Below are 26,515 nucleotides of genomic sequence, written 5' to 3'. Positions count from 1 at the left end.
CCGCCGGAGCCGCCGGTGTCACCCGCGACAGAAGCGGGCGCGGCCGATCCGTCGCGCCGGGAACTCGCTTCTCGTCTAGACTCCCGGGCGATGGCCGAGCTAGCCAGGCACGCCGACCCCGACCAGGCGCGGCAGGCACCCCCGGAGCGACCCACCCGGCGCTGCCCCGCGTGCGGCGTCCGGTACCCGCTCGACTTCCTCGTCTGCCCCATCGACGCGACCGCGCTGGAGCTCCAGGGCGTGACCGCGACCGACCCCATGGTCGGCGAGCTGCTCGCGGGGAGCTTCTGCATCACCGGCGTGATCGGCTCGGGCGGCATGGGCCGCGTCTACGTCGCCGAGCACATCCGCCTGCCGAAGCGCTTCGCCGTCAAGGTGCCGCACGAGCACTTCGCCAGCCACCGGGAGGCGATGGCGCGCTTCGAGCGCGAGGCCCAGACGATCGCGCGCGTCGGCAACGAGCACGTGGTCGACGTCGTGGACATCGTGCGCCTCAAGGACGGGCGCCCGTGCATGGTGACCGAGCTGCTGAAGGGCGAGGACCTCGGCAGCCTCCTCGATCAGGTAGGCAAGCTGCCGCTCCCGACCGCCATCACCATCTCGCGCCAGGTCTGCCGTGGGCTGGCCGCGGCCCACGCGACAGGCGTCGTTCATCGGGACCTCAAGCCGTCGAACCTGTTCCTCGTCCGGCGCGAGGGGGGCAGCATGCACGTGAAGATCCTCGATTTCGGGGTCGCCAAGGTGCTCGACGGCGCCGACCTCACGCGCACCGGCTCGGTGGTCGGCACGCCGCAGTACATGGCCCCGGAGCAGGCGCGAGGCTCGGCCGAGGTCGACTCCCGCGCGGACATCTACGCTGTCGGCGCCGTGCTGTACCGCATGCTGACGGGCGAGCGGCCCTTCCCCGAGGAGGAGCCGACCCGGACGATGATCCGCCTGCTCACCGAGGATCCGCGGCGCCCCCGCGACATCGACAAGACCATCCCGGAGGGGCTCGAGGCGCTCATCCAGCGCGCGATGGCCCGGACGCGCGAGGACCGTCCGCCGTCCGCCCAGGAGCTCGATCGCCAGCTCGCGGACTTCGACATGCAGGATCCGCTCGGGCCCGCGCGCTCGCACGGCCTGAGCACGGCGGTGACCGAGGGCGCCCCGAACGACGAGATCGCCACCGTCGTCATCCCCAACGCGCAGGGCCAGAACCCCGCCGACGACGTGACGCGCAAGGCGCGGCGCGCCCGTCCGGTCGCGGTGCTGCTGTCCATCGCGGTGAGCCTCGCCGCGGGCGCGGCCGTCTTCACCAGCGCCGCGATGGTGCTCCGCATGGTTTACGGGATCACCGAGCGGCGCGCGCTCGACGAGACGGAGATCCTCATCGCCGGGGGCGTCGCGGGGGCGCTCTCGCTCTTCACGTTCATCGGCACGATCCGGGTCCTCGTCGGCCGCTGGCGGAGCGCGCCGGCGATGGAGCGCCTCGGCAAGGGCCTCCGGGCCGCGATGATGTGGCTGTTCATCTCGTGCGGCGTCCTCGCGCTCGGCGCTGCCGCCTACAACGCGTTCGCGCTGCCGATCCCCGCGCTGTGGCTCGGGCCTGCCGACTGGCTCGGGTGGATCAGCGTCGGCGTGGTCGCCCTGCCGACCTTGATCGCGCTCGTCGCGCTCGTCGTGGGGCTGCGGCGGGTGACGCGCGTCTCGTAGTAACGGCCGGCCCCCTGAGAGGGTGCTCGTCGCGCGGGGCGGGGACGGGCTGAACTCGCGTGGGACGTCCTGTGCCCGTCGTGCTGCGCACGCCGGACACAGGACGTCAATTGCGCTCAAACATCAGCCCGTCCCCGCCCCGCGCGACGAGCACCCTCCCAGGGGGCCTACCGCCTTCGTCCTTGCAGGAGACATGAGCCCGTCCCCGCCCCGCGCGACGAACACCCTCCCAGAGGGCCTACCGCCTTCGTCCTTGCAGGAGACATGAGCCCGTCCCGGCCCCGCGCGACGAACACCCTCTCAGGGGACCGACCGCCCTGGCGGTTCAGAGCTCGACTGGGCAGCGCTTTGAATCGGGAGAGGTCCGCGAAAATCAGGTCATCCCGCGAGCGCGTCAATATTGTCTCATGGATTCGACAGCTTGTAAATAGGTGGTTGAATCGGCGAGATCTCCGCGCCGCGAAGCAACCCACGAGGAGGCGAGAGCATGTCCGCACCGTTCAGGCCAGAGATGTATGCCGTCGATTTCGGGACCTCCAACTCGCTGCTCGCGGCGGCGAGCGCGGAGGCGACCTGCCCGCCCATCCCGCTCGACAGCGCGGCGGCCGATCCGACCGTCCTCCGGAGCCTGCTCTTCTTCGGGCAGCAGCGGTTCTCCTGCGGAGCGGCGGCGATAAGCGACTTCGTCGCGAACGGCATGCAAGGCCGCTTCATCCGCTCGATCAAGAAATACCTGCCCGACCGGGGCTTCTCCGGCACGCAGATCGGGGGCCGGCTCGTGACCATCGAGGACCTGATCGGCCGGTTCCTGAAGGAGATGCGCGACCAGGCGAACCGCCATTTCCAGGCGGACGTCGCGCGCGTCGTGCTCGGCAGGCCGGCGAAGTTCTCGACCGAACCGGCCGACGACCGGCTCGCCGAGGAGCGGCTCGAGCGGGCGGCGCGCATCGCCGGCTTCCGCGACGTCTTCTTCTGCCCGGAGCCGGTCGCCGCCGCGCACGACTTCCACCTGGAGCTCGATCGCGGGGCAGTCGTCCTCGTCGCCGATTTCGGCGGCGGCACGTCCGACTACACGATCGTGCGGATGCGGCGGGAAGGGTTCGCGCCCTCCGACGTGCTGTCGCTCGGCGGCGTGTCCATCGCGGGGGACGCGCTCGACGGCAGCCTCATGCGCCACAAGATCGCCCGCCACTTCGGCGCAGGGGTCACCTACCGGGTCCCGCTCGGCGCGAACCAGCTGACCATGCCCAGGCCCATCGCCGAGAAGCTCTGCTCTCCAGCCGACATGACGGTGCTCCAGCACCGCGATGTCCTCGCGTTCCTCCGCGACGTGAAGGCGTGGTCCCTCGGGCCCGAGGACCAGCAGCGCATGGATAACCTGCTCTGCCTCGTGGAAGACTCGCTGGCTTTCCAGGTCTTCGAGGAGATCGAGCGCAGCAAGCGCGCGCTGTCCGGCGAGGCGGTCACCGAGTTCCGCTTCGACTACCCGTCAATGCACATCCGCGAGCGCATCGCGCGGGAGGAGTTCGAGGCCGCGAGCGAGCGGCAGATCGACGCCATCCTCCGCGCGCTCGACCAGACGGTGCAGGACGCCGGCATGTCGTTCGACGACGTCGACGTCGTGTGCTGCACGGGCGGGACCGCCAGGGTGCCCGCCCTCCGGCGCGGGATCGAGCGCCGCTTCGGCCAGGGCAAGGTGAGGCAGCTCCGGAGCTTCCACTCGGTCGTGCAGGGGCTGGCCGAGCGCGCGCGCGGCATCGCCGCCGCGTCCGCCTGAGCGCGCGCCGCCCACGCCTGGCCGAGAGGCCGCCGCGCCTGGCCGAGAGGCCGCCGCGCCTGGCCGAGAGGCTGCCGCGCCCGGCGTCCCGTCGCCGAGCCAGCGGGGATCGCCCTCGATGATCCACGGATAGGCCTCGTGGAGCGCGCGCTCCATCAGGCCGCCGTAGCTGTGGCCGGCCCCCGCCGCGTGGAGGACGCGCGCGGTCAGGCCGCCGCGCTCGAGCATCGCCTGCGTCTTGCGCGCCTGCGCCGCGCAGTCGGCGCGGCCGCACGCGAGCAGCACCCGCGACCCCCCGCCGCCGCGAAAGCGCCGGGCGGTGCCGAGCGTCCACTCGCCGAAGCCGCCATATCCGCCCTCGATCAGCGCCGCCCGCGCGAAGCGAGCCGGGTGCCCGGGCAGGAGCAGCGCGCCCATGATCGCGCCCTGCGAGAACCCCGCATAGATCGGGTCGCGGAGATCCACCCGGTCCCCGAAGCGCTTCGACAGCGACGACACGGCGGCGGCGACCTCGCGGCTCAGCGCGTGATGGTCCGGGTAGTAGAAGATGCGCCCGCCGTCCGGAGTCCGGGTGTCGATGGGCTTGCCGCGCGGGCAGAGCAAGAAGCCTGCTCCCCTCACCATCGCGCGCCATACATCGCAGTGCCACTCGGGCCGATCGCCCGCGCCGTGGGCGACGACGATCACGGGCCGCGGCCCCTCGCCGCGCGGCGGCACGACCACCGCGGGCCCGAAGCCGGGGACCTCGAGATCCACGAACGCTGCGTCCTCCTCGGGCTCAGGCGGCGGCGGCGCTGGCGCCGGCTCGGGCCGCTCCTCCGGCGCGTCGAGGAACGCGTCGCTGCGGCCGACAGGGGCGGCGAGCTGGGCTGGAGCGCACCCCCCGGCGCCGATCGCGAGCGCGAGCGCGAGCGCCAGCCTGGGCCTGAGCCCCAAGCAGAGCGCCCCTCGCGGGCCACAGGCCGGCAGCGCTCGTCGACTCGTCACGCTCATCGCGCTCGGAACCTGAACACCACGAGCACGAGAATCAAGAAGCAGAGCAGGTGCCCTATCCAGAAATACAGGGAGAACCTTCGAGAGGAGTCGCAGGGACGAGCCTGCTCGACGAGGTACTGCAGGGTTGAGGTGCTAGGCGGACACGAGCACGATGCGGCTCACCTCGGGGGGCGCGCCGATGCGGGCGGGCGGGCCGGCGGTGCCGAAGCCGCGGTTGATGTAGAGGTGCGCGCCGCCGCGCTGGTAGAGCCCGGCCACGTAGCCATGGGGGAGCACCACGTCGGCGGGCCGGACGACGAGGTTGACCTGGCCGCCGTGGGTGTGGCCGCTGAGCTGCAGCGCGACCTCGCCGGCCGCCTCCGGGAAGAACACGGGGTTGTGGCAGAGCAGGACGCGCGGCAGGTCGCGGGGCACGTCCGCGAGCGCTCGGCCGAGGTCGGGGCCGCCGCCGGGCACCTGCCGTCGCACCCACACATCGTCGACGCCGAGCAGCGCGAAGGCGCCGCCAGCCCCTCCCACGACACGCCCCCGGTTGCGCAGCACCTGCGCGCCGCCGCGCGCGAGCGCGTCGAGCGTCGCGTCGATGCCGGCGAAGTGGTCGTGGTTGCCCGGGATCGCCGCGACCCCCTCGCGGGCGAGCGGGGCGAGCCGGCGGGTGAGCCGCCCGAGGTGCTCGGTGTACCTCGGATCGAAATCGACGAGATCGCCCGTCATCACGATGAGATCGCCGCGCGCCTTGCGCACGAGATCCTCGGCGGCGCGCATCTCGGGCTCGCCAACGAACAGCCCGAGGTGGATGTCCGACAGCTGCACGATCGAGAACCCGTCGAGGCTGCGCGGCAGGCCCGGTATCGGAATCGCGATCTCCTCGATGACGTAGTCGTGTCGCCCGAGCAACGCGCCATAAACCGCGCTGCCGCCGCCGATGAGGAAGGCGGAGCCAGCGGCCCCGTTCGCGAGAAAAGCGCGGCGGGGCAGCGCCGGCGGCGCGACCGACGGCGCCCTCGGCTCGCCCGCGGCTCGCGCCACGGCCGCGTCGGCGCCGCGGGCGGGCGCTTCGGCGCGTGCTGGCGCGCCGGCGTCGCGGGCGGGCACGGCGTTGCGGGCGGCCGCGGTGGTGCGCGCGAGCGCGGCGCCCCCGAGCCGCGCGATCAGCCGCCCGAGATCGACGACGGCGAGCAGGACCGCGGAGATCAGGATGGCCAGCGAGATCGTGCTGCCGCCGAGCCCCATCGCGCGGAGCACGCCGTCCGGCAGCGCGCCGCGCCCGAGCCGGCCCAACGTCATGGTGAGGAGCCCGGCGGCGAGCAGGAAGGAGAGCGCGCGCCGGCCGCGCAGGCCCAGGCCGAGCAGCCGCGAGGCGCGCCGGTGCACGTACACGCCCAGGGGGCCGACGACGAGGAGGACGATCAGCGAGATGATGACGAAGCGCATGGCGGGCTCGGCGGACGGCGGGGGGACCGAAGCCTAACCGATCCGCGACGCCCGGCCAGAAGGCGCTCCGGGGCGGGCCCGCGACGAGCGAGCCTGTTCACCGTGCCTCGCCGGCGCCTGGACACGGCCGGCGCTCATCCCCTGTCACATCATGAGAGCTGGCCGGCGACGCGAGGCCGCGCGGACGCGCGGCGGACGGGCGCTGCGCCCCGTCGAGCACGGCGTGACGCACGCGATGGCGCCGCGCGTCGACCGGTGCCGCCCGCATCGCTCCACACCCCGCGCGCCGCTGAATCTCCGGCGCGACGCCGCGCGCACAGCGGTGATCTCACCGTCGCATACAGGGCTGGAAATAAACCCGAAACCATTCTGTCCGTCTGCCATGTCACCGAGACCCTGGAGGCGCTGTCCAGTCGTGATGATCACGCGCTGCGTTGGAACGCAGAAACACACAGGAAGGAGCGGTCTGCTGAACCCCGGCGCGTTCTCCACATGCGGAACGACCGCGGTTCCGCCTGGTCAGGCGCGCCCGTGACGCGCTCGTGACGCGCGCGAGTCGTGGACGGACGTTCTATCGGCCGTGAAAAAATAACCGCAGAGCAGACCATGATGACGCGATGCAGGGGTGGCATAGCGTCGTTTGTTCTTGCCCCACCGAAACTGTTGGTCTAGATTCGGCACCCTAATTTGTACGTGTTGAATTCGCCTGGTTCCTTTTAAGAAGTAGATGAAAGGCTTAGTATGCTGAGAAGGAATTCGCATCTGGGGATGGGTAAGTGGCTTGCGGTCCTCCTCGCAACCGCGTCTTTCGCGGCTTGCTCGGGCGACAATGGCGGGGAGGGTGGCGAGGGCGGCGCGGCGGCCGGCACCGGCGCGGGCACCCCGACGGGCACCGGCGTGGGTGCGGGCACCCCGACGAGCACCGGCGTGGGCGCGGGCACCCCGACGAGCACCGGCGTGGGCGCGGGCACCCCGACGAGCACCGGCGTGGGCGCGGGCACCCCGACGAGCAGCACGGGCGCGAGCCCGACGGGCGGCGGGAACTGCACCGGTGGCGTCGACATCTCGACGGCGGATGGCAATCCCTTCGTCGGTGCGGAGCTGTTCGTGGACCCGGGCTACGTCGCCAAGGTCCAGTCGTCGATCGACAAGACGACGGACGCGGCCCTGGTCGAGAAGATGAAGAAGGTCCAGAGCATCTCGACCGCGTTCTGGCTCGACCGGATCGAGGCGGTCGGCCAGCTCTCGGCGCAGCTCGACGCCGCGCTCGAGCTCCAGAACCAGCTCTGCAAGCCGGTCACGGCGGTCATCGTCGTGTACGACCTCCCGAACCGCGACTGCTTCGCCGAGGCGTCGAACGGCGAGCTCAGGGTCGAGAACGGCGGCGTCGAGCGGTACAGGAACGAGTTCATCGCCCCGATCAAGGCGATCCTCGCCGCTCACCCGAACCAGCGCATCGTCGCGATCATCGAGCCCGATTCACTCCCGAACCTCGCGACGAACCTGGGCAAGAAGGACTGCACCCCGGAGACGGAGAAGGCGTACCGGGAGGAGGTCGCGCACGCGATCAGCGAGCTCAACATGCCGCACGTGTACCAGTACATCGACGCGGCGCACTCGGGCTGGCTCGGCTGGCCGGACAACCAGACCAAGGGCGCCCAGATCTTCGCCGACGTCATCAAGGCTGCCGGCAACCCGGCCGGCGTCCGCGGCTTCGCGACCAACGTCGCGAACTACACGCAGCTCAGCTACAGCACCGAGAGCTACGATCAGCAGTCCAACCCCTGCTACGGTGAGTACGACTATGTCGACGCCATGGCCACCGCGCTCGCGGGCGTCGGCCTCGGCGACAAGCACTTCATCATCGACACGAGCCGCAACGGCCGCGGCAACATCCGGGCGGACTGGGGCTACTGGTGCAACAACGTCGGCGCCGGCATGGGCGAGCGGCCCCGGGCGAACCCGGGCGGCGCGACGCGCCTCGACGCCTTCTACTGGGTCAAGCCGCCGGGTGACTCCGACGGCACCGCGGACAAGAACGCGGAGCGCTACGACCTGTTCTGCGGCTACGAGAACGCAGACCAGCGCGCGCCGGAAGCGGGCTTCTGGTTCCACGAGTACTTCGTGGAGTGCGTGAAGAACGCGAATCCGCCGCTCTGATCGGCGACGCGTCCTGCCCCAGGCTGTGACGAGCGCGCTCGGCTGAGCGCGCGGCCGGCGGCCGGGGCAGGCGAGGAGCGTAGAAAAAAGGGGTCTACCCGCCCGCGGGCCGCGCGGCCGGCTGGAGGGTAGACCCCTTGGGAAAACGCTCCTCGCCTGCCCCGGTCGCTGTGCTTTTTCTGGCACACAACACCACCGCGACCGCCCCGGGCGGGCGCCGCGTCGCCGATGCCCCGGGCGGGCGCCGCATCGCCGATCCGTGGCATGGTGACGCGCGGTGCACGACTCCATCACGCTCGACCAGCTGCGCACCTTCATCGCGGTCGCCGACGAGGGCAGCTTCTCGGCGGCGGCCAGGAAGCTCCACCGCGTCCAGTCGGCGGTGAGCCACGCGATGGCCAACCTGGAGGACCAGCTCGGGGTCGTCCTCTGGGACCGGTCGACGCGGATCCCGACGCTGACGGAGCACGGCCGCGTCCTGCTCGGCGCCGCGCGGCGCGTGTGCGCCGACGCGGACGCCCTCAGCAGCGCGGCACAGCGGCTCGCCGGCGGCCTCGATCCGCTCGTCTCGCTGTGCGTCGACGCTGTCTTTCCGCTCTCCGCGCTGGTCGAGCTCTGCGTCGAGTTCGCGCGCGTCTACCCCACCGTGGAGCTCGTCGTCCACACGGAGACCATGGCCGCCGTCGCCGAGCGGGTCCTCGACGGCACATGCCAGCTCGGGGTCGTCGGGCCGGCCGCGGCGACCCAGGGGCTCGAGCGCCGGCACCTCACGTCCGTGCGCATGGTGCCTGTCGCCGGCAAGGCGCACCCGCTCGCCGCCGCGCAGCGCGACACGGCGCAGGTCGCGACCGAGCAGCTGCGCGAGCACGTGCAGATCGTGCTGAGTGAGCGCGGCGGGGCGCGCTCACCGGAACAAGCCGTCCTGTCCCCCCGCACCTGGCGCGTCGTGGATCTCCAGACCAAACGAGAGCTCCTGTGCGCGGGCCTCGGCTGGGGCAACCTGCCAGAGCACATGATCCGCGACGACCTCGAGGCCGGGCGCCTCGTGCGCCTCCGGCCCGAAGCGTGGGGGGACGACGAGCACCTGCTGTCGCTCGCCGTGGTCCACCGGCCGGGGCTCGTGATGGGGCCCGCGGGGCAATGGGTGCTGAAGCGCCTCGTCGAGCTGTGCTGCCAGCACGTGGGGGGCCCGGAAGCGCCGCGATGACAGCGCGCTCGCGCGAGCGCGCCTCAACAGCGCCGCGGAGGAATGGCGCTCGCGCGAGCGCGCTTCAGCGCTCGCGCCTCACCGGTTCTCCAGCCAGGCGAGCGCCACGGCGGGGCAGGCGCACCGTCAGAGCGAGAGCCGCGAGAAGAGCTCGTTCACGCGGATCGCGGCCGCGACGCTCCCTGTGTCATGCGCGTAGTCCATGGCCGCGAACAGGTGTGTCTGCTCGAGGTCGAGCCGCTCCGGAGAGCGCTCGAGCAGCGCCACGTAGTGCTCGAAGAAGCGGCGTTGATCGAACTGCGTGCGCTTCAGCACGGCGTGGCGCACCGTCGCGTGCAGCGCGAAGCGGCCCGCGAACGGCTCCTGCACGAGCCGGAAGCGCCGCAGCGAGGCGAGCGCGTCGCCGGCGCTCCGCCCCGCGCGCGCGAGCTGCGCGAGCGAGACCTCGTCGATGTGGTCGCCGTTCGAGTGCGCCAGCACCGCGAGCATCCGGCGCGCCGCGGGCGAGAGCCCGCGGAAGGCCCACGCGACCAGCAGGCGGACCTCGGGGAGGTCGTCCTCGTGGTCGATGACCTGCACGCGGTCGACGCCGCCCGCCACGAGCCAGCGGCGGAGCTCGTCGACGCCGGCCGCGCCGCTCTCGACGATCGCGTCGGCGAGCTCCAGGGAGACCGGGTTCCAGCGGAGCAGGCGCGTGAGCGAGGCGACCGCGGGGAAGGGGCTCTCCCCCGAGGTCACGAGCGGCGCGATGACAGGGAAGATGGAGACGCCGGCCACGAGGCAGCGCCGCGCCGTGATCACCCAGATCACCGCCTCGTCGCGCACGTCGTCGAGCAGCTCGGCGACGGCGCGGTCGTGCTCGTGGTTGTCGAGCACGATGAGCATCTCGCCGAGCTCCCGCAGGCGGGCCCGCAGCGCCGGCAGCGAGGGCGACGGCCCCACGCCGAAGCGGAGCGACAGCATGCCGAGCAGCGTGCGCGCGTCCCAGGCGCCGACCCGGAACCAGTGGATGCCGCCGGGGAGCTCGCGCGCGAGCTTGTGCCCGAGCGCGCAGGCGAGCGTCGACTTGCCGCTGCCGCCCGTGCCGACGAGCGCGATGCGCGCCGGGCGCGACGCGCGCAGGGCGGCCGTGAGCGTCGAGAGCTCGCGGCGCCGGCCGTGCAGCGAGGGGGGCGGGGGAGGGAACACTTGCGGCGAGGCGGTCATCCCCGCGCGAGCGTACCAAAAACCGCGCGCGGCGCCGGCTCCTTCGCAGGGGTCACATGGGCGCGTGCGGCGCGCGCAGGAGCTGCTCGATCGCGCGGGAGACGGGCTCCGGCGACATCGAGGTGAGGCGGAGCCGGCGCGGCTCCTGCCCCCGCCGGCCCAGGAACAGCGCCGGCACGCCGCGGATCTGGAGGCGCTCGGCCTCGGCGCGCGCCTCCGCGAGCTGCTGCGCGACCTCGGCGCTGTCGCGCTGCGCCGCCGCCTGCGCGGCGTCGACGCCCGGCAGCTCGGAGGCGACGCGCAGCAGCAGATCGTCGGTGATCGCCGGGCGCTCGCGCGCCTGGATCCGGAAGAAGCGGTCGACGAAGTCCCAGAGCTGGCCCTGCATCCCGACCGCCGCCGCCATGCGCGCCGCCTGCACGGAGCCCGGCCCGAGGAACGTGAGATTCCTGAACACGAGCCTCACCTGCCCCGTCCGCACGTGGCGCTCGAGGATCTCGGGGAGCACCTCGAGCGCGTAATCCCGGCAATGCGAGCAGCGGAGATCCGAGAACTCGATCAGCGTGAGCGGCGCGCTCGGGTCGCCGAGGGAGATGCCGTCCTGGGGAATGCCGGAATAGAGACCAGCTCCCGCGCTGACGGCGCCGGTGGCCTCCTGCTCGGGCGCCTCGCCGACGCCCTGGCAGGCCGGGATCCCGAGCAGGAGCGCGGCGAGCAGGGCGCCCCGCCGCGCCGCGGAGCGAGGATGTGAATTGCGTGAATGGGCGAGTGCGTATCGTTCGAACAGCTCAGGCTTCATCCCGGGACACACGGCACGATTCGTACCTCGTCGGCGCCGCGCGACGGAGACCGGCTCACGCGCATGTCGGTAAACCATGCTGGACGAGGATCTCCGGGCGAGGAGGGACTCCTCTCCACGGGAGCGAGGAGCGGGATCTCCAGCAGGTCGAGGGCGCCGGGAGGTCGAGAGGTCCTGTTCTTTGCCCGCGTCCCCGGCGTCGGCAGCGTGGCCGGTCGCGCCGCGCGTCGCTCCCGGCGGGGCGCGCCCGGCCCTCCGCCGCGCCTCCGCCGTGCCTCCGACGTGGGCCGAGCGCGACCCGGCGCCGGGGCCCTTGCCTGCACCCCGCCACATCCGCAATGCTCGCGCGGATCTCGCGTGTCCTCGGAATGCCCTCAGCTCGACGCCGGACTGCGCAGCGACCGTGAACGGGTCGGCGGCTTCTCTCCGCCCGACGAGGCGACGGGGGCGGGCGCGCCCGCGGGAGCGTCCGCCGGCGAGCCCTCGCCGTCCCCGGACGGCGTGGCCAGGCGGCTCCGGGAGCAGGCGCAGGACGCGCTCGGCGAGCTCCTCCGCGGCCTCCGGGCGGCCGAGCCGCAGGGGGGCGACGTCGCCCTCGGCGGCTCCGCCGCGGGGCGGCGGCACCTCCACGCCGGCCTCGTGACCGCGCTCATGCGGCTCATCTTCCTCCTTTACGCGGAGTCGCGCGGCCTGCTCGGCGGCGCGGGCGCGCTCGACGGTGCGGGCGCGCTCGACGCGCACGGCGCGCGCGGCGCGTCGATCGCGCGGCTCTTCGAGGACCTCCAGGAGGACGAGCGACGGTGCCCCGGCGACCTCGAGCGCCGCCACGGCGCGTGGGCGCGCGTCGCGGCGCTCTTCCGCGCGCTCCTCGACCGCGGTCCCCGCGGCGCGCGCGGCGGCCTCTGCGATCCGGACGCGTTCCCCTTCCTCGAGGGCAGGCCCTGGCTCAGCGACGGCGTGCTGCGCCGGGTGCTCGCGGCGCTCCTCGCGCACGGCGGCGGCGGCGGCGGCGGCGGCGGCGCGGACAGCCGCTACGGCGATCTCGAGGTCGAGCACATCGGCACGCTCTACGAGGGCCTGATCGCCTTCGACCTGGAGATCGCCGAGGGCGAGTCGATGGCGCTCTTGCCGTCCCACGCCGTCGTCGACCTGGAGGCGCTCGTCGCCCTGCCCGGCGGCGAGCGGCTCGCGCGGCTCGAGGAGGCGGCGGACCTGAAGCTCGGCGCGCGCCACGCCGCCCTCGTCGCCGCGGCCGGCAGCGCGGCGGAGCTCGCGCAGGCGCTCGCGCGCCGCGCGTCCCCGCGGCAGCCCGGCCCGATCGCGCGGGGCACGCTCTACCTCCAGCCCGGGCAGCTCAGGCGGCGCGCGGGCTCCTACTACACGCCGCGGGACATCACGCGCCACGTCGTCGAGCGCACGCTCGCGCCGCTGCTCCACGCGGGCGGCCGGCCGCCCGCGCCCGACCGCATCCTCGCGCTCGCCGTGTGCGACCCCGCGATGGGGTCGGGCGCGTTCCTGGTGGAGGCGTGCCGCCAGCTCGCCGCGCACCTCGCGGCGGCCTGGCAGCGCGCCGGCGAGGCGCCGCGCCTCACGCGCGAGGAGCCGCCGCTCCGCCGCGCGATGGCGCTCGTGGCGGAGCGCTGTCTGTACGGCGTCGACCTCGACCCGATCGCGGTCGACCTCGCCCGGCTCTCGCTCTGGCTCGCCGTGGAGGAGGCGAGCCTCCCGCTGAGCTTCCTCGACGGCAAGCTCCGCTGCGGCGACAGCCTCATCGGCGCCTCGCGCGCGGAGATCAGCGCCTTCCCGGCCGCGGCGCTGTCGCGCGGCGGCGCCGCGGACCCCGCGGTGGAGCGGCGAGCGCGGCGGGCGCTGACGCGGCGGGCTCCCACGCGCGCGCCGCCGCCGGCCCCGTCGGTGGAGCGCGCGCGGGAGCCCGCCGGCGCGGATCGCGCGGCGCTCGACGCCTGGATGGCCCTGTGGCTCTGCCCGCCGGACAGCGAGCTCGCGGCCGCGGCGCCGACGCCGGAAGCGTTCGCGCGCTACATGACCGCGGCGCGCGAGCCGGGCGACCCCGGCGCGGCGCTCGCGCGCCGCATCGCCGAGGAGCGCCGGTTCCTGCACTGGGAGCTCGCGTTCCCCGCCGTCTTCGATCGTCCGGAGCCGGGCTTCGACGCGGTGATCGGCAACCCGCCCTGGGTCGCGTACGTCGGCCGCGCGGCGCAGCCGATCTCGCCCGAGGTCTTCAACCTCTACCTCCGGCGGAGCCCGGCCTTCCACGGCTACCGCTCGCTGCACGGCCTGTTCGTGCACCGGGCCGCGTCGCTGCTGCGGCCCGGCGGGCGGCTCGGCCTCGTCATCCCGACGTCCGTCTCGGATCTCGACGGCTACCGGCCGACGCGGCGCGCGCACGACGCGCTCTGCGCCGTCGACCCCGACCTCCCGAGCTTCGGCAGCGACGCCTTCGAGGGCGTGTTCCAGCCGTGCATGGGCCTCCTCTCGACCCGCCTCGACCCGGACCCCGCGCGGGCGGCGGCCGGCGCCGCGTGGCCGCTCGCGCGCTCGGACCTCGACGTGGTGTCCAGGCGGCTCCTCGAGCGGCTGAGCGCGCTCGCCCCGCTCCCGGCCGGCCTGTTCGGAGAGCGCGGCTTCCAGACGACGGCCGAGGACGCCGAGCGCATCCGGCGCGCGGACGTCCCCGTGCCGCCCTACACCTGCCCGATCCGGGAGGGCACCGACGTGGGCGAGCTCATCGCGCGCGCGCCGCGCCACCATGTCGATCGCGCCGGCGTGAAGGGCCGCTTCCGGAAGGACGAGGACTGGAGGGCGGTGCGGCTGCTCATCCGCCAGACCGCCCGGTACCCGATCGCCGCGCTGAGCGACGGCCTCCCGTTCCGCAACTCGATCCTGGCCGGCTTCTGCGACGGCACCTGGAGCGAGTTCGCGCTGCTCTGCTACCTCAACTCCTCTCCTGTCCGGTGGTGGCACTACACCCGACATCGGGATGCGCGTGAGGGCATGCCGCAGGTGAAGATCGCGCACCTGCGCGCGATCCCGGCGCCCTCGCCGGCGCGATCCGACCTGATCGCCGCGCTCGACGCGCTCGGGCGGGAGCTCGGTCCGGCGAACGCGGGCCTGCCGCCCGAGGCCCGCCGGCACCTGGACGGCGTGGTGGCGAGCATGCTGGAGATGACCGAGGAGGAGCGGGGCTGCGTCGCCCGCTGGGCGGCGGCGACGCCGCTCCCGCGGCCGGACGGCTGAGCGCCGCGCGGCCCTGCGGCGTGGGTCGCGCGCTGCTCTCCTCGGCGGCCGCCGTGCGTACCGTCAGAAACCGCCGTCGAAGCCGGGCGCTTCCTTCGGGTTGTCCTTCAGGCTGAACAGCACGCTGCGGAGATCATCCAGCTCGAACGGCTTCTCGAAGACCGCGGAGGCGCCCAGGCTGCGCGCGGCCGCGTGCAGGTGGGGATCGCCGAACGCCGTGATCAGGATGACCGGCGGCCGGCGCCTCAGCTCGGCGAGCCCCTCCAGGATCTCCATTCCGGAGAAGCAGGGCATCTGGATATCGCTGACGATGGCGTCGATCGGCTTCGGCGGGTCCATTCCGCCGAGCCACGGCGCGACCTTGTCGAGCAGCTCGAGGCCGTTGCGCGCCTCGGACACCTCGAACCCGTCGCGGCGAAGCGCCAGGGCGAGCGTGGACCGCATGTCATCGTCGTCTTCGGCGAGGACGATATGCTGACCTTTGCCGAACAAGCCGCAAGGCGGGACCAAGGGCTTATCGCCAATCCAGCTTTCCGTCAGGTTCATGGCCGCTTCTCCTTAACTTCAAACTCAGGCCCGCCAACACCCTGCGTCCTCGAACCGTCTGGCGCGGTCCGCGGCGCTCGAGCCCGCAGGATTTGCAGCGGCCGTGCCACGCTGTCCGACGTTGCGGTGGAACGGGCTCAACGGTGTCGTGCTGCCCGGCGGGGGCGCGCTGTCCGCGGCGTAGCCCCGTGCGACCGGCGAATCCCCTTCCGCGCGGTAGGGGCAAATTGTCGCGCTCGGGGCAAATCACGCCCACGCGTAGGGCACTTCCGTCTCCTTCGTCGCAGGGCCGGTCGTCGCGGGGTGTACGGGCTTCGCCGCCGCGCGCAGGGCCGTTCCACCCGGAGCGGGAGCCGTGGGGCGCCGCGCGTCGGGGGCGTCGATCCGCCGCGCCGCCGTCCCAGGGGGAGCGCTGGCGCGCGCCGGAGGGGTGCTGGTCGGAGAGGTCGGTGACCTTGGAACAGCCGGAACGGCCGTGAGGGCGAGGGCGGGGTCGATACCGACGAGGAGGGCGCGCCTGATTGACGAGATCGTCTGGCAGGGCGCGGCGGGGGAAGCGCGGGAGGGGGATGGACCAGCGCCGCGCTCCGGGCAGGTGGCCCGGGGCGCGGCGCTTGGCGGGGCGGGGGAGCTCTCGTCGACCGCTGCCGGGTATCGGTCAGCTGCCGGTACCGGTCACGCGACGGTCACCAGGGGGTCACTCGGCGCGCCTCGACGTCCATCACCGGTTCGGTGCCGATCGATCATCAATCGCGGTGCGGCGCGCAGAGGCGGCCGTTGTTGTAGTCGTCGAGCTTCGAGGCGAGGGGCTCGCCGATCGTCCAGGGCGAGTTCTTGCCGCTCTCCTTCACGTTGCTGCCGAGCGGGTACTGCTTGAGCCAGGCGTCGGCCTTGGCGATCGTGTCCTCGATGCAGCTCGACTGGTTGCCGATACCGACGTTGAGCTTGGCGACGATGAGGTGCTTCGCGATGATGTACGTGACGTCGCCCTTGGTCGGACGGCTGATGATGTCGAGGAGCTGGGCCTTCGTGTACGTCTTGCCGCCGATGGTCAGCTGCGAGACCTTCCAGGCGCTCTCGTGGTTCTTCCAGTAGCCCGGGGAGCCGGTGCCGGGGGACGCGCACTGGCAGGCGCCGCAGTCGGCCGCGCAGCTCGAGCAGTCCTCGAAGCCCGCCTTGCAGACCCCGTCGCCGCAGACCGGCGGGCAGGCGCCGCAGTCGGCCGCGCAGTTCGAGCAGGTCTCACCGGCCTCGCAGACGCCGCTGCCGCAGACCGGCGGGCAGATGCCGCAGTCGCTCGGGCACTCGAGGCAGTTCTCGCCGGCCTCGCAGCTGTCGTTGCCGCAGACCGCGGGGCAAGCGCCGCAGTCGCCGGCGCAGTTCGCGCAGTCCTCGCCGTTCTCGCAGACGTTGTTGCCGCACACAGCCGGGCAGGTGCCGCAGTCGTCCGAGCAGGTGCCGCAGTCCTCGCCGGCCTCGCAGGTGCCGTTGCCGCAGACCGGCGGGCAGGTGCCGCAGTCGTCCGAGCAGGTGCCGCAGTCCTCGCCGGCCTCGCAGGTGCCGTTGCCGCAGACGGCGGGGCAGATGTCGCAGTCGGCGCTGCAGCTGCCGCAGTCCTCGCCGGCCTCGCAGGTGCCGTTGCCGCAGACCGGCGGGCAGACGCCGCAGTCGACCGCGCAGGTCCCGCAGCTCTCGTCGCCGCCGCACACGCCGTTGCCGCAGGAGAGCTGGTAGCCGAAGTCCACGTCGAGGAGGTCCTGGGCCCAGGCGAGCGAGACGGTGCCCACGTTGTCGAGCGTGCCGTCGGGGTCGGCCGTCGGCTCCTGTCCGGCGAGCGGGCCGCTGGTCATGAAGTTGTCGGAGGTGATCACCACCGAGTAGGTGCCCGCCGGGAGCGTGTCGAAGAGGTAGAAGCCAGGCTGGCCGCTGTAGGGGCTGTTGCCGGTGACCGTGAAGTCGAGGAGGTGGCCGTCCTGGAACAGCTCGACGCGGACGCCGTTGACGCCGAGCTCGCCGGTGTCCGGCTCGTAGAGCCCGTCGGCGTCGCTGTCGAGCCAGACCGTGTCGCCGATCGACGAGTACGTCACGTAACCGAAGTCGGCGTTGGTCACGTTCTGCCCCGCGCTGAGGGACACCGCGAGCGGCTCGTCGTCGGTGGTGAGGAGGTGGCCGAGCGGGAGCGTCGCGTCATCGACGCTGACCACGTAACAGCCCGCCTCGAGCTCGTCGAAGCGGTAGGCTCCGCTCCCGTTGGTCGCGGTCGTCTTGAGGACGCCGCCGTCGGCGGAGCCATCGCAGTTCGCGTCGCCGAAGAGGTCGACGACGACGCCGGAGATGCCGAGCTCGGAGGCGCCCTCGAGGCCGTCGGCGTCCGCGTCGAACCACACCTTGTCACCGATCGAGCCCTTCGGGACGGTGTAACAGACCTCGAGCAGAGGGCGGTAGGAGAGGTCGGTGTGGGCGCTGCCCTTGTACGAGGTCTTCCCGGTGGAGCCCTCCTCGAGGAGGACGCCGTAGCTCGGCGAGACCCCGCTCACCCAGTCTCGTACGAGCCCGGTGAGGTCGACCGTGCTCCACCCTGTGACGTTGGGCACGAACGAGGTGAACGACGTGGGGTCGATGGCGCCGAGGTTGTTCCAGGTGACGAGATCCTCGCTCCAGGGGGCGAGCACCTGGTGGACGTACACGGTCTTGGCGGTGCTCGTGTAGGTCAGGGCGTAAAATTTGGCCGACGTGACGAGCGAGCCGGCGGGGATGGGGCTCAGATCGAACCTGAACAGGGCGCGCTTCTCGCCGACGGTGCTGGAGTAACCGGTGTTCACCTCGTGAGGCGTCGGGGGGTGGTAGCTCGGGGCGAGGCTCCAGATCTCGGCGTTGTAGATGTTGCCCAGGGTGCCCCGCTTGATCACGGTGCAGGTGGGGGACGGCGCGGTGGTGTTGGCGAAGCTGGTGGCGGCGATGAACAGGGTGGCGAGCGCGGCGGAGGAGGCGATAGCGATCTGCTTCATTGGTAGCTCCTTGAGGTCCTCACAGGTGAACCACTGGTGGAGCGTCATCCGAATAGCAGGCGCCATGACACACGGGTCAGGCGAGGTCGGTTTCGCAGGCTCCGGTCGGACTGAGCCCCCGCGGGGTTGATCAGGATCAGATCAGGTGCGCGGGGGCTTTGGCTTCGATCGGAGAGCGGATGCGCAAAGAGACAGTGTTTGAATTATCAACTCGGTACGTGAAGTGTCCAGATGTTTTTTGATCGACAGAGAAAATTATTGGCTTGGCGTCAGCCTGGCAGCGAGCTGGCCAGTGACGCTTTTGGGCCCTGCGCGGTGACGCTTTTGAGCCACGCGCGGTGACGCTTTTGGGCCACGCGCGGTGACGCTTTTGGGCACCTCGCGCCGCGCGAACACTCCATGGATGGGAGCGCAGCGACGATGGTGGACAGCGGCATCGACCCGAGCGTGCGGCAGCGCACTGGCGCGCTCCGCAGCTGCATTCGTCTCTGGCTTTCCCCATCCCCCTCCATGGGGCCCGAGGGCCGAACAGGATCGGATCAGATGCGCGGGAGCGCCGGACCAGATTTGATGCTGAGCGCGCACAGGACCATTTTTCAAGATAACGAATCTCCGTTTCGCCTGTCCAGATCCTTCTTCGGGCCCCCGGAGCTTTTTTGCGCGTTCGCGCTTCGCCTCGCCGCGCCTCGCGTGTCGCCGCGTCGTGACTCGCCGCGCCCGCCTCCTCGTTCCTCCACGTGAGGGCGGTTGCCTGCCGCTCGTCGTCGCTCGTCGCCGCTCGTCTCCGTCTGTCCCGAGAGGCGTGAGCGCCACCGACACAGCGGGCGAGCGCTGCCGCGCTCGGCGCAGGACGCCGGACCGGCCGCCCTGGACGAGGGCGAAGGCCAGGGCCCGCGGAGCGCGCGCGGCGTGTCGCGTTTCGCCGCGGCGACCAGACGTCCGCTCGCCATGGTGCCCCCGCCGGGGGGCTGCCCGCCGGGTGCCGCCCGCGAGCGGGCGCTGCTAGGGTTCGGCTGTGCGACGACCGCTGCTCGCCTCGCCGGCCCTGCTCCCCGCGCTCCTCGCCTCGTCGCTCGTCGCTGCCACCCCGCGCGCAGGCGCAGCGCAGGACCCGCCCACGCTGAGCGGGTCCTGGACCGCGAGCGCGCTCACGGAGCAGTGGGCGGTGACCGCGTGGGGAGAGGCGTGCGGGCCGAGGCCTCGCCCGCAGGGCGCGCCGGGCGGCGCCGTGCAGATCCAGCAGCAGGGCTCGGAGCTGTCGATCTCGGGCGCCGGGCGGCCGTGGAGCACCGCCGAGTGCTGGGAGCAGATGCCCGGGCTCGCGCGGAGCAAGCACTCCGCGTCCGGCAACGCGCGCTCGTGGCAGACGCGCTGCACGACGCCGGCCAACGATCCCCGCCAGGCCGTCGTCACCACGACCACGCAGGCGACCGACGCGAGCATCCAGATGGTCGAGACGGGGCAGTACCAGTTCATCATCCAGGACACGACCTGCAGCGCCTCGGTGACGCGGACGCGGACCTACACGCTCGTCCGGCGCGCGGGCGAGGCGCCGCCCGTCGCGAGCGCGCCGCCCGCCGCGAGCGCGCCGCCCGCCGCGAGCGCGCCGCCCGCCGCACCCGAGAAGAAGCCCGCCGCGTCGCGCACGTGCGACGCCCCCGGGGAACCGGCGCGCCTCGAGGTCACGCCGTCGCGCAAGCTCATGCGACCGGGCGAGCGCTTCCAGTTCCGCGCGCTGGTCATGGATGCGGAGGGGTGCGCGCTCCCGACGAGGCCCGCGTGGTCGATCGCGCCTGGACCGCTCGCCTCCGCCGCGACGGTCGACGCGAACGGCGCGCTCTCGCTCGGCGCCGACACGGGCGAGGGGAAGCTCGCCCTCGTCGCGTCCGTCGCGGACAAGGGCGTGACCGTCACGATCGAGGTGACGAGCCCCGATCGCTACGAGGCGCTCCTCGCGACGAGCGGGCTCAACGAGGCGGGCGAGAGCGATCAGGCCGCCTTCGCGATGATCGCGACCGGCACCATCGGCGGGCGCACCACCGCGGGCGAGGACCTCGGGCGCCAGCGCAAGAACCTTTTCGTCGCCATCGTGGGCGGGGTCGCCGCCTGCCTCGGGTTCGCGGGGCTGGTCCTGCTGCGCCGCGGCCGCCGGCGGGCAGGAAGCGACCTGGAGGGCCCGGCCTCGACGGGCGGCGTCTCCGGGGAGGGAAGCAGCGCCGGGGCGGAGGAGGCGCCCGCGTCGGCAGGCGCGCCGATCGCGGCCGGCGCGACGATCGCCCAGGCGCCGGTCCGGCCGGGGGCGCGCGCGCGTGGAAAGATCTGCCCCACGTGCGGCGAGCTTTATCCAGGTGAGGCGATGTTCTGCGGTAAAGACGGCACGCAGCTGGTCCCCGTCAACTGAGGCGCGCCGCCTGCCCGCGCGCGGCGCGGGGCATTGACGCGCGCCGCGTCATCCCGCCGCGCTGCGCTGGAGGCCTGCGGCGAGGGCCGCCGGTGCCGTCCGCGGTTCACAAAAGAGGTCGTTGCCTTGATCGGCCTCGCGACGTCCCGCTATCCTGCCTCAACACGACCGGGGCGCGTGACGTGCGCGTGTGTGGTCGTTGAACCCATGCCCGCATGCCGGAACGGGAAGGGCGACAGTCGCATGAAGATTACGTGTGAGTCTTGCCAGGCCAAGTACACGATTGCCGACGAGAAAGTCGTTGGCAAGACGGTCAAGATCAAATGCAAGAAGTGCAACCACGCGATGGTCGTCCATGGCGCGAATGAGGCTGCCCCGGCGCCAGGCTCGTCGCAGGACGCGACCGTGGGGCAGCAGGGCGACCTCTCGGACGACGCCGACGCGGGCGGCGCGCCCGCGGGGGCCTCGGCCGACACGTGGACCGTCAACGTCGCGGAGGGCGACGAGCGGACGATGACGACGGCCGAGCTCGTGGCCGCGTACGGCCGCGGGGATCTCAGCAACGACACGTACGTCTGGAAGGACGGGATGGGCGACTGGCTGCCGATCGCCAGCGTCCCCGAGCTCCGGCAGCAGTTCGCCCCGCAAGCCGACGCGGCGCCTGCCGCGGCTGCGGCGGCGACCGCGCTCGCTGCGGCTGCCGCTGCGCCGGCGCCCGCGGTCGTCGCGCCCGCTGCGGCTGCGGTCGCCGCGGTGCCCGCGCCTGCTGCGGTGCCCGCGGCCGCATCCGCAGCCGCGGCGGTCCCCGTGGCGCCGGCTCCGGCAGGGCTCAAGTTCGGCCCCGAGGGGACCGTGGTCATGAAGGACGGGGGGCGGCGCGGCCTGAACCAGCCCGGCGCCGCGACCTCGGCGGCCGCTGCCGCGGTGCCGTCGCCAGCTGCGGGCGCCGCTTCGCCAGCTGCGGGCGCCGCTTCGCCGGCGGCCGCAGCGCCCGTCGCCGCGGCTCCGGACGCCGCGCCGGCCGCCGCGGCCCCGGCCGCCGCCGCGCCGGCCGCCGCGCGCCGCGTTGGCCGCCCCGCCGCGGTCGACGTCTTCAGCGCCGCCGAGCGCGCCACGGAGCCGGCGGCGGCGCCCGCCCCTCAGCCCGGCGCGGATCGTCAGGTGGGTGAGCGCAACGAGAACTCGGTCCTCTTCTCGCTCTCGGCGCTGACCGCGACCGAGAACGCGGCCGCCAAGCAGGCGCCCGAGGAGAGCCCGTCGGGCCGGCGCCCCTCGAACCGCCCCGCGAAGAACAACGGGCGCAGCGGGTACGACGACCTGCTGAACCTCGGCGGCGGCGCCATCGCCTCCGCGCCGATGCTCGCGCCGCCACCCTTGCTCGCGCCGGTCGGGGACTCGCGGCCGCCTCCGTCCATGTCCTCGTCGGCCAAGGCGTCGGTGCCGCCGGCCGCCCTCTCGTCGTTCTCCCCGCTCTCGGCGCCCGAAGCCCCGGCCAAGAAGAGCCGCATGGGCCTGATCGCCGCCGCGGTCGCCGCGGTCGTGCTGATCGGCGGCGTCGCCATCTTCTTCATGCAGGCGCCGAAGGAGGAAACGGCCACGCAGGAGCAGACGAACACCGCTCCTGCCGAGTCGACTCCTCCGGTCGAGACGACGGCGCCGGCGCCGACACCTCCCCCCGCGGAGACGGCGGCGGCCGCCACGCCTCCCCCGGCGGAGACGGCGGCGCCCTCGGCGGAGCCCGCGGCCGACGCTCCGGCGCCTGGCGCCGCGACGCCGGGCCAGGCGTCGCCCGCCGCGGCCGAGAAGCCGGCGGAGCGGGACAGGCCTTCCACGCCGGCGCCCGCCGCCGGTGGCGGGGACAAGCCGGCCGCGCAGAAGCCTGCGGAGGCGGCTCCCTCGGGTGGTGGTGCGGAGTTCAACCGCGGGGCCGCGAGCTCGGCGCTCGGCGCCGCCGCTTCGTCGGCCAAGAGCTGCAAGAAGGCGGGCGGCCCGACCGGGACCGGCAAGGTCAAGGTCACCTTCGCGCCGAGCGGCAATGTCACCTCGGCCGAGGTCCAGGGCGCGCCGTTCGCCGGAACGAGCGTCGGCGGCTGCGTCGCCAGGCTGTTCCGCGGCGCCCGGGTGCCTGCCTTCGGCGGCTCGCCGATCGCGGTCAGCAAGTCGTTCACCATCAACTGACCGCGGCGGCTCGCTCGCCGCGAGCCCCGCGATCTCCCCCCGGCCCGCATCGCTCGACCTGACGCCGGAGCGCTGGCGACGATCGTCGCCAGCGTCCACCCGCGCCCGTTCGGCTCCGCCCTCCGCCTGCCGCGCTACCCTCGGCGGCGCCGGCAGAGCAGACCCGCCAGCGCGAGCCCCGCGAGCCACCCCGCGCTGCCGTCCCGCCCTCGCGGGCTGGCCGCGCACGCGCCGACCATGCCGCTCCCGGCTGCATAGAAATCCTCGGGCTCCACCGCGACCTCGGTCGGCGGCGCGCCGGCGGCGTCGCCGTTGCCGTCCGTCGGGTCGTCGCTGACCGGCGCGCCGAGCGCGCCCCCGGCGGCGATCTTCGCCTGGTTCCTGATGACGTCGGGCGCGTCGCCGGCGACCGTGACCTCGAAGCGCACCGTCACGCTCCCATCGACAGGGATGCTCCCGCCCTTCGCGCTGTCCGCCCCCTCGCCCAGCCGGAACGTGACCGTCCGCTGCTGCGGGTCGTACTCGGCGAGGTCGTCGCCCGCCTCGTCCGTCTGCGGCCCGGCGTCCGGCCCGTCGACGATCGCCAGCGACCCGGGGACGAACGTCACGCCCGCGGGCAGTGGATCGCTCAGCACCACGCCCACGGCGTCGTCATTGCCGGTGTTCGACGCCGTGATGCGGTATTCGATGGCGTCGCCGCGGTAGGTCGGCAGGCCGCCGAGGTCCTTCGCCACCTTGCTCGACTTGCTGAAGTCGGGCCCGAAGTTCGAGATCGACGTCACCCACCCCGCGAGGAAATAGAGCTCCTGGCTGCTCGTAGCGACGAGCGTGGCCCGGTTGTTCCCCGGCTTGAGCTTCGCGCTGACGTCGACGATGTCGATGTCCACGCCCGACATGCTCTGGGGCGTCCCCGCGATCCGCGGCAGATCGCCCTCCACCGACACCGGCTCTCCGAGCGTCGAGCGCGTGCTGTTGAAGAAGTTGTCCGCCGGGTTCAGCGCGTTGCTCAGCGCCTCGGCGGCGTCGGGCTTGCCGGGGTTCTTGGGGTTGAAGAACACGCTGTCGCCGGAGTTCGTGTTGTCCCCCTCGAACGCGACGATGCCGAGCTTCGCGGTGAAGCCGGCGTCGGGCACCTTGAAGCCCGAGAGCTCGACCTGCTGCGAGTTGCCCTCCGAGACCCGATCGAGCCCGTCGAAGAGCGCGAGGTTGCGGAGCGGCGACTTCGGCGCCTCGTAGAACACCACCATCCACCACGCCACGAAGACCACGTCGTCGTCGCTGTTCCGGACGTCGACGACGTCGACGCCGCCCACCCGGTAAGCCCCGGCGCCGCTCTCCCTCACGATCGCGGTGACGTCGGCGACCGACTGGTAGTTGTGCGACGCGTTGGGCTTGCCCTGGTTGATCACCGTCTCGACCGAGTCGATCGAGGTGACCTTGCCGTCGAAGCCGCCCTCGTGGTGGAGCTCGACCTCCGGATCGGCGCCGGCGGCGTTGCGCGCGGCCCAGTACAGGTACGCGTGGGTCACCGTCGCGCCCTCGGGGAGCTGCAGCACCGCGGTCGTGCGCGCCGTCTCCGGGGTGACATCGAGGTTGGCCTCGGCCCTGCCGTCCTCGGGCGAGTCGGAGCGCCAGAGGAGATCGGGCCCCGACTCGACCGTCGAGTCGCCGCAGTCGCCGACCGTGCCCTCCTTCGGCCTCGGCGTCGAGGAGCGGCACTCCTGCCCGATCGAGCTCCCGATGAGGGCGAAGTCGCCCGCCTGATCGACCTGCACCCGCAGCTTGGGCTCCGCCGTCGCGCTGGCCGTCGTGAGGCCGATGAGCGTGAGCGACGCGAGCCCGGTGATGCTGAACTGCTTTCTCATCGATCCTCTCCGGTTTCGACCTGCGGTTTGTACGCGGCCTTCTTGATGATGTTGAACTGGACACGCCGGTTCCGCTGCCGCCCGGCCTCGGTCTTGTTGTCGTCGATGGGCTGTTCCCGGCCGTAGCCCTGGGCCGTCAGCCGCGTCGAGTCGATGCCGCGGCGGACCAGGGCCGCCATGACGGAGTTGGCGCGGTTCTGCGACAGGACGCGGTTGTGCTCGTCGGTGCCGCGGTCGTCCGTGTGGCCCTGGATCTCGATGAGCACGATCTCCGGGTGCTCCTCCAGGACCTGGGCGACCTCGTCGAGCAGCGGATCGCTCACCGGCTTGATGCTGGCCTTGTCCGTGTCGAACTGCACCTGCTGGAGGATGACGACGTTCTTCTCGGTGACCCGCACCGCCTTCGGGCAGCCGTGCTTCTCGGGATCCGGGTCCGCGAAGCCCTTCTCCCGCGGGCAGGCGTCCTTGTCGTCGCGGAACGTGTCGCCGTCGGTGTCGCGCGGGCAGCCGTTCTTCGCCGGGTCCTTCGAGCGGAACCCCTTCGCGTCGGGGCACGCGTCCTCGCTGTCGGGCACGCCGTCCTCGTCCCGGTCCGGCGGGCAGCCGTTCTTGCGCGGATCGTCGCTCGCGACGCCGGGCACGAGCGGGCAGGCGTCGTCGGCGTCGACGATGCCGTCCTCGTCCCGGTCCGGCGGCGGCGGGCAGCCGTGCTTGCGCGGATCGTCGCTCGCGACGCCGGCCACGAACGGGCAGGCGTCGTCGGCGTCGGCGATGCCGTCCTTGTCCCGGTCCGGCGGCGGCGGGCAGCCGTGCTTGCGCGGGTCGTCGCTGCGCGCGCCCGGGACCTTCGGGCAGGCGTCCTCGGGGTCGCCGATACCGTCCCTGTCCAGGTCCGTCGGCGGCTCCGGCGTGAACGCGGCCATCGCGACGACGCGCAGGTCCGGCGTGCCGATCCCCGAGGTGAGCCCCGGCCCGACGCCGAGGCCCGCCTCCAGGAACGGCAGGAATCGATACCGCGCGTCGAGGAGGAGCTCCGCGTTGATCGAGCGGCTGCTGACGTCCTCGAGCACCATCGCGGCGCTGAGCTCCGGCCCCACCTGGAGCCGGCCGTCGGCGGCGAGGAAGCCGACGCCGCCTCCCAGGGTGAGCATCGTCCCCTGCGCCACGCCGCCGAACGACTGGGAGCGCCGGAGCTCGGTGCCCAGCGCGGTCGACCACACGAGCCGCTCCAGGCGGCCGCCGGCGGCGAGGTACGGCATCGCGCGGACGCTCCCGTCGCTCACGAACGAGTCGTCCGCGCCGGTGGGCAGCCAGATGTAGGCGCCGACGGCGAGCTGGAGCGGGTCGTGGTACGTGCCGAGGAGCTGCACGCGCGCGCCGAACCGCAGGTCGCCGACCTCGGCGCCGCTCGGGGACGCGAACTGCTGGCCGCCGCCGTTCGGGCTCTCCCCCGACTGGACGGCGGTGAGCGGCGCGTCGAGGCTGAGGCTCACCAGGTTCCAGAGCGGCAGCGACGCGTTGAGCCGGAACGTGAGCTGATCGCTCACCACCGCGCCGATCTCCGCGCCGTCGCGCTCGCGCCGGAGGACGAGCGGATTGCTCGCGTAGTCGGCCATCAGCATCACGTGCGGGGTCAGGTGGCCTGCGGAGAACGCGGACGGCACGCTGAACATGCGGTCCCCGGCCGGCGCCGGGACGAAGCGGCTCAGGGCCATGCCTTCGGGCTTGACGGGCGCGTCCTGCGCCCGGGCGGGCGCCGGCGTGACGGCGAGCGCGGCCAGCCCGGCGGCCAGCGAGAGGAAAGACCCAAGTCTCATGAGGAGGCACCCTGCATCGGCGGGTTTCGCATGACGATATAAGACGCTGTCGCGGACGAGTATACAGGTCGGCAAGTGCGGAGTCTTGGGCAACGAGCGACGCCGGCCACATCTTCGTAGGACCTGCGCGCACCTCCCCGGACCCTCTGAACGAACGAGAGGCGCTCG

The 26,515-nt window shown here is 73.0% G+C and carries 14 protein-coding genes; 7 read left to right on the top strand and 7 right to left on the bottom strand.

The window, feature by feature from the left end; all coding sequences use genetic code 11:
* Nucleotides 1-90 precede the first annotated feature (90 nt).
* Entirely contained in the window at nucleotides 91-1,695 is a 1,605-nt protein-coding gene (locus WME85_RS48240; protein ID WP_437831712.1) for a protein kinase domain-containing protein, read from the top strand.
* Nucleotides 1,696-2,182: 487 nt separating this feature from the next.
* Nucleotides 2,183-3,472 carry an Hsp70 family protein gene (locus WME85_RS48235; RefSeq protein WP_437831710.1) on the top strand — a complete coding sequence of 430 codons (1,290 nt, stop codon included), beginning with the start codon at nucleotides 2,183-2,185 and terminating at the stop codon, nucleotides 3,470-3,472.
* Nucleotides 3,473-4,600: 1,128 nt separating this feature from the next.
* Here WME85_RS48235 and WME85_RS48230 read toward each other — a convergent pair.
* Complete coding sequence (locus tag WME85_RS48230; RefSeq protein WP_437831707.1) at nucleotides 4,601-5,902, bottom strand: metallophosphoesterase; 1,302 nt, start codon at nucleotides 5,900-5,902, stop codon at nucleotides 4,601-4,603.
* A gap of 768 nt (nucleotides 5,903-6,670) precedes the next feature.
* Between WME85_RS48230 and WME85_RS48225 the strand changes: the two genes are divergently transcribed.
* Complete coding sequence (locus WME85_RS48225; protein WP_437831704.1) at nucleotides 6,671-8,062, top strand: glycoside hydrolase family 6 protein; 1,392 nt, start codon at nucleotides 6,671-6,673, stop codon at nucleotides 8,060-8,062.
* 277 nt (nucleotides 8,063-8,339) lie between these two features.
* Nucleotides 8,340-9,269, top strand: coding sequence for a LysR family transcriptional regulator (locus WME85_RS48220; RefSeq protein ID WP_437831702.1), 930 nt, complete (start codon nucleotides 8,340-8,342; stop codon nucleotides 9,267-9,269).
* A gap of 126 nt (nucleotides 9,270-9,395) precedes the next feature.
* Here the strand turns inward: WME85_RS48220 and WME85_RS48215 are convergent, their stop codons facing one another.
* The gene (locus WME85_RS48215) at nucleotides 9,396-10,475 is read right to left on the bottom strand and encodes a hypothetical protein (protein ID WP_437831699.1); all 1,080 of its coding nucleotides are present in this window, start codon (nucleotides 10,473-10,475) and stop codon (nucleotides 9,396-9,398) included.
* Between the two features lie 52 nt (nucleotides 10,476-10,527).
* Nucleotides 10,528-11,274 (bottom strand): DsbA family protein, encoded by a 747-nt coding sequence (locus WME85_RS48210; RefSeq protein WP_437831696.1) that lies wholly within the window; start codon nucleotides 11,272-11,274, stop codon nucleotides 10,528-10,530.
* Between the two features lie 357 nt (nucleotides 11,275-11,631).
* Between WME85_RS48210 and WME85_RS48205 the strand changes: the two genes are divergently transcribed.
* The gene (locus WME85_RS48205) at nucleotides 11,632-14,532 is read left to right on the top strand and encodes an Eco57I restriction-modification methylase domain-containing protein (protein WP_437831693.1); all 2,901 of its coding nucleotides are present in this window, start codon (nucleotides 11,632-11,634) and stop codon (nucleotides 14,530-14,532) included.
* Nucleotides 14,533-14,595: 63 nt separating this feature from the next.
* Here WME85_RS48205 and WME85_RS48200 read toward each other — a convergent pair whose 3' ends face one another.
* Both WME85_RS48200 and WME85_RS48195 read right to left on the bottom strand, forming a co-directional pair.
* Nucleotides 14,596-15,078 carry a response regulator gene (locus tag WME85_RS48200; protein ID WP_437305797.1) on the bottom strand — a complete coding sequence of 161 codons (483 nt, stop codon included), beginning with the start codon at nucleotides 15,076-15,078 and terminating at the stop codon, nucleotides 14,596-14,598.
* A 746-nt stretch (nucleotides 15,079-15,824) separates the two neighbouring features.
* Nucleotides 15,825-18,086, bottom strand: a complete 2,262-nt coding sequence (locus WME85_RS48195; RefSeq protein ID WP_437831690.1) for an SdrD B-like domain-containing protein — start codon at nucleotides 18,084-18,086, stop codon at nucleotides 15,825-15,827.
* 1,015 nt (nucleotides 18,087-19,101) lie between these two features.
* Here WME85_RS48195 and WME85_RS48190 point away from each other — a divergent pair.
* Nucleotides 19,102-20,487: a hypothetical protein gene (locus tag WME85_RS48190; RefSeq protein ID WP_437831687.1), complete on the top strand. Its 1,386-nt coding sequence runs from the start codon at nucleotides 19,102-19,104 to the stop codon at nucleotides 20,485-20,487.
* 243 nt (nucleotides 20,488-20,730) lie between these two features.
* Nucleotides 20,731-22,665, top strand: a complete 1,935-nt coding sequence (locus tag WME85_RS48185) for a zinc-ribbon domain-containing protein (protein ID WP_437831685.1) — start codon at nucleotides 20,731-20,733, stop codon at nucleotides 22,663-22,665.
* A 134-nt stretch (nucleotides 22,666-22,799) separates the two neighbouring features.
* On the opposite strand, the gene WME85_RS48180 is transcribed toward WME85_RS48185, so the two are convergent.
* Nucleotides 22,800-24,530, bottom strand: a complete 1,731-nt coding sequence (locus WME85_RS48180) for a DUF3344 domain-containing protein (RefSeq protein ID WP_437831683.1) — start codon at nucleotides 24,528-24,530, stop codon at nucleotides 22,800-22,802.
* Nucleotides 24,527-26,347, bottom strand: a complete 1,821-nt coding sequence (locus WME85_RS48175) for an OmpA family protein (protein WP_437831681.1) — start codon at nucleotides 26,345-26,347, stop codon at nucleotides 24,527-24,529. The genes WME85_RS48180 and WME85_RS48175 overlap by 4 nt, the downstream gene beginning before the upstream one ends.
* Between the last annotated feature and the right edge of the window lie 168 nt (nucleotides 26,348-26,515).

Source organism: Sorangium sp. So ce1153, assembly GCF_051521595.1.
Taxonomy (GTDB): Bacteria; Myxococcota_A; Polyangia; order Polyangiales; family Polyangiaceae; genus Sorangium.
This window is presented reverse-complemented; position numbering and strand designations above follow the sequence as displayed.

Bases quoted from the DNA above. Each gene is read 5' to 3' on its own strand.
- WME85_RS48240 (WP_437831712.1), top strand. From the start codon at position 91: ATGGCCGAGCTAGCCAGGCACGCCGACCCCGACCAGGCGCGGCAGGCA.
- WME85_RS48235 (WP_437831710.1), top strand. From the start codon at position 2,183: ATGTCCGCACCGTTCAGGCCAGAGATGTATGCCGTCGATTTCGGGACC.
- WME85_RS48230 (WP_437831707.1), bottom strand. From the start codon at position 5,902: ATGCGCTTCGTCATCATCTCGCTGATCGTCCTCCTCGTCGTCGGCCCC.
- WME85_RS48225 (WP_437831704.1), top strand. From the start codon at position 6,671: ATGGGTAAGTGGCTTGCGGTCCTCCTCGCAACCGCGTCTTTCGCGGCT.
- WME85_RS48215 (WP_437831699.1), bottom strand. From the start codon at position 10,475: ATGACCGCCTCGCCGCAAGTGTTCCCTCCCCCGCCCCCCTCGCTGCAC.
- WME85_RS48210 (WP_437831696.1), bottom strand. From the start codon at position 11,274: ATGAAGCCTGAGCTGTTCGAACGATACGCACTCGCCCATTCACGCAAT.
- WME85_RS48200 (WP_437305797.1), bottom strand. From the start codon at position 15,078: ATGAACCTGACGGAAAGCTGGATTGGCGATAAGCCCTTGGTCCCGCCT.
- WME85_RS48195 (WP_437831690.1), bottom strand. From the start codon at position 18,086: ATGAAGCAGATCGCTATCGCCTCCTCCGCCGCGCTCGCCACCCTGTTC.
- WME85_RS48185 (WP_437831685.1), top strand. From the start codon at position 20,731: ATGAAGATTACGTGTGAGTCTTGCCAGGCCAAGTACACGATTGCCGAC.
- WME85_RS48180 (WP_437831683.1), bottom strand. From the start codon at position 24,530: ATGAGAAAGCAGTTCAGCATCACCGGGCTCGCGTCGCTCACGCTCATC.
- WME85_RS48175 (WP_437831681.1), bottom strand. From the start codon at position 26,347: ATGAGACTTGGGTCTTTCCTCTCGCTGGCCGCCGGGCTGGCCGCGCTC.